The sequence below is a fragment of the Streptomyces sp. SID486 genome, assembly GCF_009865385.1.
Classification (GTDB): domain Bacteria; phylum Actinomycetota; class Actinomycetes; order Streptomycetales; family Streptomycetaceae; genus Streptomyces.
This window is the reverse complement of the sequence record NZ_WWJT01000125.1, coordinates 1-8,540: the sequence shown is the minus strand read 5'-3', so window position 1 is coordinate 8,540 and position 8,540 is coordinate 1. Positions and strand designations below refer to the sequence as shown.

Here is an 8,540-nt window from a genome sequence, read left to right as displayed (position 1 = left end):
GGTGGCCGGGGAGCCGACGGTTCGCGGGGGTGGCTGCCGGGGGGGCGAGGGTTCGCGGGGGCGGCGCAGGGGGGCTGTCGGCGGGCTCTGAGACACTGGGGGCGCGATGAGTGAGACAGCGACTGTGCCGACCGGCGCCCTGCGCGCCCGCGCCGAGATCGACCTGGGTGCCCTGCGCGCCAACGTGCGTGCCCTGCGCGCCCGGGCAGAGGGCGCGGCCGTGATGGCCGTCGTCAAGTCCGACGGGTACGGACACGGCGCGGTGCCGTGTGCCCGCGCCGCGCTGGAGGCGGGCGCGAGCTGGCTCGGCACGGCCACGGCCGAGGAGGCCCTCGCGCTGCGCGCGGCCGGGCTGCCGGGCCGCATGCTGTGCTGGCTGTGGGTGCCGGGCGGCCCCTGGCGGCAGGCGATCGAGGCCGACATCGACGTGTCGCTGAGCGGACTGTGGGCGCTGCGCGAGGTCACCGCCGCCGCCCGGGCGGCCGGCCGCACCGCGCGTGTGCAGCTCAAGGCCGACACCGGGCTCGGCCGTAACGGCTGTTCGCCCGCGGACTGGGCCGAACTGGTCGGCGAGGCGCTGCGCGCGCAGGCCGAGGGGCTGGTCCGGGTCACCGGACTGTGGTCCCACTTCGCGTGCGCCGACGAACCGGGGCACCCGTCCATCGCCGCCCAGCTCGACCGCTTCCGGGAGATGACGGCGTACGCCGAGGAGCAGGGCGTGCGCCCCGAGGTGCGGCACATCGCCAACTCCCCGGCCGCTCTCACCCTGCCCGGGACGCACTTCGACCTGGTCCGCACGGGGATCGCCATGTACGGCGTCTCGCCCAGCCCGGAGATCGGCGCCCCGGCGGACTTCGGGCTGCGCCCGGTGATGACGCTCAGCGCCTCGCTGGCCCTCGTCAAGCGCGTCCCCGGCGGACACGGCGTCAGTTACGGCCACCACTACGTCACTCCCGGCGCGACCACCCTCGGCCTGGTGCCGGTCGGCTACGCGGACGGCATCCCGCGGCACGCCTCGGGCACCGGCCCGGTGCTGGTCGACGGCAAGTGGAGGACGGTCGCCGGGCGGGTCGCCATGGACCAGTTCGTCGTGGACCTGGGCGGCGACGAGCCCCCGGTGGGGACCGAGGCGGTGCTGTTCGGGCCGGGCGACCGGGGGGAGCCCACGGCCGAGGACTGGGCGCAGGCGTGCGGCACGATCGCCTACGAGATCGTCACGCGCATCGGAACCCGCGTTCCGCGCGTCTATGTGAACGCGTCCATGTGAACGGGCGGGAAGCCGGGTAGCCGGTACGGCAGCGGCGGCCCGGAGCACCCGTGACACCGGTCACGCGACGGCACGTCGGCACCACCCGTCTAATCCACCAGGCGAACTGCAGTACGGCGAAGAGGAGCGGTACGTGAGCGAGAGCAGCGCGGAGGCCGTGGCGGACGTCCTCGCCTCGGCGGCCGTCGCCTCCGCCGCGGGGGCGACGGCCGGGAGCTGGCGCAAGGCGACCGGCATCGCCGGTGCCGCGATAGGCGTGCTCGCCGCGGGCGCGGCGGCCGGCGTCGCCATCGAGCGGATGACGGTCGGCCGCGGGGTGCGCCGGAAGGCCCGGCTGGCACTGGACTCGGCCGGACCCTACGGCACCCTGCGCGGCACCCCGGGCAAGGCCCGGGCGGACGACGGCACCGAGCTGTACTACGAGGTCGACGAGGCCGAGCCGGACCCGGGCCCGAACGTCTCGCCCCGCCGGCGGCGGCTCTTCGGCCGCAAGGCGCCCGTCCCGGTCACGGTCGTCTTCTGTCACGGTTACTGCCTCAGCCAGGACTCCTGGCACTTCCAGCGGGCGGCCCTGCGCGGGGTCGTCCGGACCGTGCACTGGGACCAGCGCAGCCACGGCCGCTCCGAGCGGGGCGTGGCCCAGACCCGGGACCGGGTGCCCCTCACGATCGACCAGCTCGGCCGCGATCTGAAGGCCGTGCTCGACGCCGCCGCACCGGACGGGCCGATCGTGCTGGTCGGCCACTCGATGGGCGGGATGACGATAATGGCCCTCGCCGCCCAGTACCCCGAACTGATCCGGGACCGGGTCGTCGCCACCGCCCTCGTGGGGACGTCGTCCGGACGGCTCGGCGAGGTCAACTTCGGGCTCCCGGTGGCCGGTGTCAACGCGGTGCGCCGGATCCTGCCCGGGGTGCTGAAGGCGCTCGGACAGCAGGCGGAGCTGGTGGAGAAGGGGCGGCGGGCCACCGCCGAACTGTTCGCCGGGGTCATCAAGCGGTACTCGTTCGCGGGACGGGACATCGACCCGGCGGTGGAGCGGTTCGCGGAGCGGATGATCGAGTCGACGCCCATCGACGTGGTCGCCGAGTTCTACCCGGCCTTCACCGACCACGACAAGACCGAGGCGCTCGTCCGCTTCCGGGAGCTGCCGGTGCTGGTACTGGCCGGCGTGCAGGACCTGGTCACGCCCAGCGAGCACAGTGAGGCCATCGCCGACCTGCTGCCGGACGCCGAACTGGTCCTCGTGCCGGACGCCGGGCACCTGGTGATGCTGGAGCACCCGGAAGTGGTCACCGACCGCCTCGCCGACCTGCTCACCCGCGCGGGTGCGGTGCCGGCAGGGGCTACCGTAAGTGGCTATGGAACGACCAGCAGCACCGGCGGCGCGCGAGGCCGCTGAGATCCGGCTGACGATCACCTCACCCGAGCAGATGCGGGAGCTGGGCCGCCGACTGGCCAAGCTGCTGCGGGCGGGCGACCTCGTGATGCTCAGCGGTGAGCTAGGCGCGGGCAAGACCACCATGACCCGCGGTCTCGGCGAAGGACTCGGTGTGCGGGGCGCGGTCACCTCGCCGACCTTCGTCATCGCCCGGGTGCACCCCTCCCTCGGTGACGGGCCGCCCCTCGTCCACGTCGACGCCTACCGGCTCGCCGGCGGCCTGGACGAGATGGAGGACCTGGACCTGGACGTCTCACTGCCCGAGTCGGTGATCGTCGTGGAGTGGGGCGAGGGCAAGGTCGAGGAGCTGACCGAGGACCGGCTCCAGATCGCCATCCACCGCGCCGTCGGAACGGCGCCGGCGGGGGACGGCACGGAGCCGGCGGAGACCGACGAGGTACGGCACGTGGTCCTGACCGGGCTGGGGGAGCGCTGGGCCGACGCACCCCTGGAGACACTGACCGGCTGAGACCGTCGTACCGACAAGCTGTCGGCACCGTATTGCGCAGGACGTCCCGGGCGTGGTGACATGGTACCCAGCCCGTAGTTAGGTGTACCTAACTACGCCCGCCCCCGCACGTCAGGAGGGGTCCATGACCGCAGTACGGCCCCCGGAGCGGCCCCGGCCCAGGCCCGCCGCGCCCACCGGCGTGTCCATGCGCGACCTGCTCGCGTCCTGTGCGGCGGCGGACGCGGTCTCCCGGCCGCCACAGCCGCCCCTGGCCCCCGAGCCCGTCCGCGAGCGGCCACGCGCCGCCTAGCGCTGTCCTGGCCGAGGGCCGAGGGCCGCGGGTCGAGTGCCGAGAGATGAGGGTCGAGAGCGAGTGTCGAGGGTCGAGGGTCGAGGGCCGGAAAGGCGCTAGCGGATCACGACGACCGGTACGCCGATGGTCGCGAACTGCCACATCGCGGCGCCGTCCGCCCGGCCCTCGCGGATGCCGCCCGTCTTCACGCTCGGGTCGGCCATCGCGCCCGAACCGCTGTTCACCGCCGCGCTGAAACCGATGACCACGTCGTCCACGCTGGTGAAGCGCACCACGTGCTCGACGGGCAGGCCGTCGGTGCCGGTGGCCATGTTCGAGCGGGACGTGACCCAGTAGATGCCCGGCCGCGGATCGACGCTGCCCGGGCGCACCGGGTAGGTGCGCTGCACGCGGTTCCCGGCAGCGACCAGCCAGATCCGGTCGTCGTCCACCGAGTACACGACCCGTTCACCCGTTCCGGAGTTGCCCGGCAGGGCCGTCGGGTTGTGCCGGTCCCGGGGTGCCTTCTTCGCCACCGCCGCGGACGCGCTCGCCTCCGGACCGCCGCGCAGAACCGCCGGAACCGTCGCCTGGGCCTGGTAGGCGAGGAATCCGACCGTTCCCAGGGCCGCCGCCGTGAGGCCGGCCACGACTCCCGAGCTGGTCCCTGCCACCTGACCCCACCTCCGCTTCGCGCCTTTTGTCGCAGTTGGTGCCGACCGTAGCAGCCGGTGACCCTCCGTCGAGGTCGGCCGTGCGCGAGCCGCGGGCGCCGTAGGCTGTTCGCGTGCTCTTGCTCGCTCTGGATACCGCCACACCCGCCGTGACCGTCGCGCTGCACGACGGCACGGACGTCATCGCCTCCTCCAGCCAGGTGGACGCCCGCCGGCACGGGGAGCTGCTGCTGCCGGCCGTCGACCGGGTCCTCGCCGAGGCCGGGCTGAAGCTGGAGGCCGTCACGGGGATCGTCGTCGGCACCGGGCCCGGCCCTTACACGGGCCTGCGCGTCGGCCTGATGACCGCCGACACCTTCGGCCTCGCGCTCGGCGTCCCGGTGCACGGCGTGTGCACCCTGGACGGCCTCGCCTACGCCGCCGACATCGAGAAGGGCCCCTTCGTCGTGGCGACCGACGCCCGGCGCAAGGAGGTCTACTGGGCCACCTACGCCGACTCCCGGACCCGGCTGACCGATCCGGCCGTCGACCGCCCGGCCGACATCGCCGAGCGGGTCGCGGGCCTCCCGGCGGTCGGCGCCGGCGCGCTGCTCTACCCGGACACGTTCCCGAGCGCCCACGAGCCCGAGCACGTGTCCGCCGCCGCGCTCGCCTCGCTCGCGGCTCAGAAGCTGGCCGCGGGCGAGGAACTGCCCACGCCCCGTCCGCTCTACCTGCGCCGACCGGACGCGCAGGTCCCCAAGAACTACAAGGTGGTCACCCCCAAGTGACACAGCCGGCACCCCCGCGACTGCGCGAGATGCGCTGGTGGGACATCGACCCGGTCCTGGAGCTGGAGAAGGACCTGTTCCCCGAGGACGCCTGGTCCCGGGGCATGTTCTGGTCCGAGCTGGCCCACGCCCGGGGCGCCGAGGCGAACCGGCGCTATCTCGTGGCCGAGACCGGCGACCGCGTCGTCGGCTATGCCGGCCTCGTCTCCTCCGGCGAACAGGCCGACGTCCAGACCATCGCCGTCGCCCGCGACCACCAGGGCACCGGCCTCGGCGCCCGGCTGCTGACCGAACTGCTGCGGGCGGCGACCGCGTTCGAGTGCCACGAGGTGATGCTCGAATGCCGGGTCGACAACGTCCGCGCCCAGAAGCTCTACGAGCGCTTCGGCTTCGTCCCCATCGGCTTCCGGCGCGGCTACTACCAGCCCGGCAACGTGGACGCCCTGGTGATGCGCCTGACCACAGGACCCGACAGCGGCGCCGCGGCACCCGGCAGCGGTTCCGCGGAACCGGACGGCGACTCCGCCGCGGGTTCTCCCCCCGTACAAGGAACCGACACCCATGACTGACGAACCCCTCGTTCTCGGCATCGAGACCTCCTGCGACGAGACCGGCGTCGGCATCGTCCGCGGCACCACCCTGCTGGCGGACGCCGTCGCCTCCAGCGTCGACGAGCACGCCCGCTTCGGCGGTGTCGTACCGGAGGTGGCGTCCCGGGCGCACCTGGAGGCGATGGTCCCGACCATCGACCGCGCGCTGAAGGAGGCGGGGGTCGCCGCCAGGGACCTGGACGGCATCGCGGTCACCGCGGGCCCCGGCCTCGCGGGCGCCCTGCTCGTCGGCGTCTCGGCGGCCAAGGCGTACGCCTACGCCCTCGGCAAGCCCCTGTACGGGGTCAACCACCTCGCCTCGCACATCTGCGTGGACCAGCTGGAGCACGGCCCGCTGCCCGAGCCGACGATGGCCCTGCTGGTGTCCGGCGGCCACTCCTCCCTGCTGCTGTCCTCGGACATCACCTCCGACGTCCGGCCGATGGGCCAGACCATCGACGACGCGGCCGGCGAGGCGTTCGACAAGATCGCCCGCGTGCTCGACCTGGGCTTCCCCGGCGGCCCCGTCATCGACCGGTACGCCAAGGAGGGCGACCCGCGGGCGATCGCCTTCCCGCGCGGCCTGACCGGCCCGCGCGACCCGGCGTACGACTTCTCCTTCTCCGGCCTGAAGACGGCCGTGGCCCGCTGGATCGAGGCCAGGCGGGCGGCCGGCGAGGAGGTCCCGGTCCGGGACGTCGCCGCCTCCTTCCAGGAGGCCGTGGTCGACGTGCTGACCCGCAAGGCCGTCCGCGCCTGCAAGGACGAGGGCGTGGACCACCTGATGATCGGTGGCGGCGTGGCGGCCAACTCCCGGCTGCGCGCCCTCGCCCAGGAGCGCTGCGAGGCGGCCGGTATCCGGCTGCGCGTGCCGCGCCCCAAGCTGTGCACGGACAACGGCGCGATGGTGGCCGCGCTGGGCGCCGAGATGGTCGCCCGCAACCGGGCCGCCTCCAGCTGGGACCTGTCGGCCGACTCCTCCCTGCCGGTGACCGACCCGCACGTCCCGGGCCACGACCATGTGCACGAGGTCAGCAAGGAGAACCTCTACTCGTGACGGTCGCGTTGATGTGGGAGGCGCGGGCGGCCGAGGGCCGGGGCGCGGAGCTGCTCGCCTGGGCGCGGGAGCAGCGGCTCGGTGCCGAGCCGCTGCGCCGCGAGACCTTCCGCGCGCCCCGGGACCGGGTGCTGGTCGTCACGTGGTGGGACGCGCCGTACGACGCCGAGCTGCCCGAACTGCCCGAGCCGGGCGGTGACCTGGTGACCCGCGCGGTGCACCGGTGGCGCTTCGAGCAGGTGCCGGACGCCTGAGGTTGAGGGTTCCGGCCCGACTGCGCTATGATCATCACACAGCGAACGGCCGGAACACCGGCCCGGACGCAGTGCGTTGGTGGTCCAAGGAAAGACGTCCCGCTTCCTGCGGGGAGATGCAGGTGCAAGGCCTGCCCGGCGCTCCGCTCGACACCCCGTCTCCGGTCATCCGGGGGCGGGGTGTTCTCGTCGTAGGCCACGCGGCCTTCTCGGGGGACGCGGGACGCGGTGGCGCGGGAACGCCGGGGTACGGCGGCGCGCGGTCTCCTGGGCGCGGTGGGGTGAGAATTCCCGAAGAAATCCGGCTCCCGCCGCACGCGCTAACAGCCCCTTCATAATTCGGACTTACGTTCTTGTCGTGACCCGACACGATGAGCAACGGGAGCGGAGCGGGACGGGCGGCGTGGCGGCCCGGCGGCCGAGGGCGCTGCGGATCGCCGGCCTCACCCTGGCGGCCACCCTGGTGCTGGGCGCGGCGGCGGCCGGCTGGGCGTACCGGCACCTGAACGGCAACATCGAGAGCGTCGACATCAACGGCGCGCTCGGCGACGACCGGCCCGCCCGGGCGGTGGTCACCCCCGCCGCGACCGGCCCGGCCGACGCCTCACCCCTGCCCACCGGCTCGCTGAACCTGCTGGTCCTCGGGTCGGACTCGCGCGAGGGCGCGGCCGACCGGGAGCTGGGCGGCGGCGACGGCTCCGGGGCCCGGTCCGACACCGCGATGGTCGTGCACATCGACGCGGGCCGGACGAAGGCCACCGTCGTCAGCATCCCGCGCGACACGCTGGTCACCCGCCCGTCCTGCCCGCTCGCCTCCGGCGGCACCACGGCGGTGGCGCACGGCGCCATGTTCAACAGCGCCTACGCGGTGGGCGGTCCGGTGTGCGCGGTGAAGACCGTCGAGTCGCTCACCGGGGTCCGCATGGACCACTACCTGGAGGTCGACTTCTCCGGCTTCGCCCGGCTGGTCGACGCGCTCGGCGGGCTCGACGTCACCACCGGCCAGGACATCGATGACGACAAGAGCCATCTGCACCTGAAGGCCGGCACCCACCACCTCGACGGCAGGCAGGCCCTGGCCCTCGCCCGCACCCGGCACGGCATAGGCGACGGCAGCGACCTGGGCCGCATAGGGCTTCAGCAGGCGCTGGTGAAGGACCTGGTGGAGCAGCTGTCCGGCGCGGGCCTGCTCACCGACCCGGCCAGGCTCTACGAGGTCGCCGACGCCGTCACCTCCGGCCTCACCACCGACACCGGCCTGGATTCCCTGGGCGAGCTGACGAGCCTCGGGCGGAGCCTGCGGGGACTGACCGCCGACCGGGTCAGGACGGTGACCATGCCGGTGGTCACGGCGCCCTCCGACCCCGACCGGGTGATCCCCGAGGAACCGGCGGCCGGCCGGCTCTGGTCGTCCCTGCGCTGACCGCGCCCGGCCGAGCGCCACGCGGCCGGACGGTGTCCTGGCCGTGCGCCACGCGGCCGGACAGCAGGTCGGGCGTGCGTCACGCGGTCGAACGGTGTCCCGGCCGTGCGTCACGCGGCCGGGTGGCGTCCCGGCGGTGCGCCACGCGGCCGGACAGCAGGTCGGGCGTGCGCCACGCGGTCGAACGGTGTCCCGGCCGTGCGTCACGCGGCCGGGTGGCGTCCCGGCGGTGCGCCACGCGGCCGGACAGCAGGTCGGGCGTGCGCCACGCGGTCGAACGGTGTCCCGGCCGTGCGTCACGCGGCCGGGTGGCGTCCCGGC

Annotated in this window: 11 protein-coding genes; 9 read left to right on the top strand and 2 right to left on the bottom strand. The window is 74.2% G+C overall.

Annotated elements, in window-relative coordinates; all coding sequences use genetic code 11:
- The first annotated feature begins 106 nt into the window (after positions 1–106).
- The 4 genes from alr to GT045_RS38790 all read left to right on the top strand — a co-directional run bounded on the left by alr (position 107) and on the right by GT045_RS38790 (position 3,469).
- Positions 107–1,267, top strand: coding sequence for an alanine racemase (gene alr, locus GT045_RS06390; protein ID WP_161333564.1), 1,161 nt, complete (start codon positions 107–109; stop codon positions 1,265–1,267).
- 133 nt (positions 1,268–1,400) lie between these two features.
- Positions 1,401–2,669: an alpha/beta hydrolase gene (locus GT045_RS06385; protein WP_161297384.1), complete on the top strand. Its 1,269-nt coding sequence runs from the start codon at positions 1,401–1,403 to the stop codon at positions 2,667–2,669.
- Entirely contained in the window at positions 2,629–3,177 is a 549-nt protein-coding gene (gene tsaE / locus GT045_RS06380) for a tRNA (adenosine(37)-N6)-threonylcarbamoyltransferase complex ATPase subunit type 1 TsaE (RefSeq protein ID WP_161333563.1), read from the top strand. Before GT045_RS06385 ends, tsaE begins: the two co-directional genes overlap by 41 nt.
- A 124-nt stretch (positions 3,178–3,301) precedes the next feature.
- Positions 3,302–3,469 (top strand): hypothetical protein, encoded by a 168-nt coding sequence (locus GT045_RS38790; protein ID WP_202527319.1) that lies wholly within the window; start codon positions 3,302–3,304, stop codon positions 3,467–3,469.
- Positions 3,470–3,567: 98 nt separating this feature from the next.
- On the opposite strand, the gene GT045_RS06375 is transcribed toward GT045_RS38790, so the two are convergent.
- Positions 3,568–4,125, bottom strand: coding sequence for a hypothetical protein (locus GT045_RS06375; protein WP_161297380.1), 558 nt, complete (start codon positions 4,123–4,125; stop codon positions 3,568–3,570).
- A gap of 113 nt (positions 4,126–4,238) precedes the next feature.
- Between GT045_RS06375 and tsaB the strand changes: the two genes are divergently transcribed.
- The 5 genes from tsaB (at position 4,239) to GT045_RS06350 (ending at position 8,219) form a co-directional block, all read left to right on the top strand.
- Positions 4,239–4,895, top strand: coding sequence for a tRNA (adenosine(37)-N6)-threonylcarbamoyltransferase complex dimerization subunit type 1 TsaB (tsaB, locus tag GT045_RS06370; RefSeq protein WP_161333562.1), 657 nt, complete (start codon positions 4,239–4,241; stop codon positions 4,893–4,895).
- Positions 4,896–4,924: 29 nt separating this feature from the next.
- Positions 4,925–5,464 (top strand): ribosomal protein S18-alanine N-acetyltransferase, encoded by a 540-nt coding sequence (rimI, locus tag GT045_RS06365; protein WP_161297388.1) that lies wholly within the window; start codon positions 4,925–4,927, stop codon positions 5,462–5,464.
- Positions 5,457–6,542 (top strand): tRNA (adenosine(37)-N6)-threonylcarbamoyltransferase complex transferase subunit TsaD, encoded by a 1,086-nt coding sequence (gene tsaD / locus GT045_RS06360; RefSeq protein WP_161297376.1) that lies wholly within the window; start codon positions 5,457–5,459, stop codon positions 6,540–6,542. Before rimI ends, tsaD begins: the two co-directional genes overlap by 8 nt.
- On the top strand, positions 6,539–6,796 hold the full coding sequence (locus GT045_RS06355) for a hypothetical protein (RefSeq protein ID WP_161297374.1): 258 nt from the start codon (positions 6,539–6,541) through the stop codon (positions 6,794–6,796). Before tsaD ends, GT045_RS06355 begins: the two co-directional genes overlap by 4 nt.
- Positions 6,797–7,199: 403 nt before the next feature.
- The gene (locus tag GT045_RS06350; protein ID WP_345942564.1) at positions 7,200–8,219 is read left to right on the top strand and encodes an LCP family protein; all 1,020 of its coding nucleotides are present in this window, start codon (positions 7,200–7,202) and stop codon (positions 8,217–8,219) included.
- Between the two features lie 79 nt (positions 8,220–8,298).
- Here GT045_RS06350 and GT045_RS39505 read toward each other — a convergent pair.
- Positions 8,299–8,540, bottom strand: a 242-nt coding sequence (locus GT045_RS39505) for a hypothetical protein (protein WP_237538385.1), incomplete at its 5' end; no start/stop codon positions are given.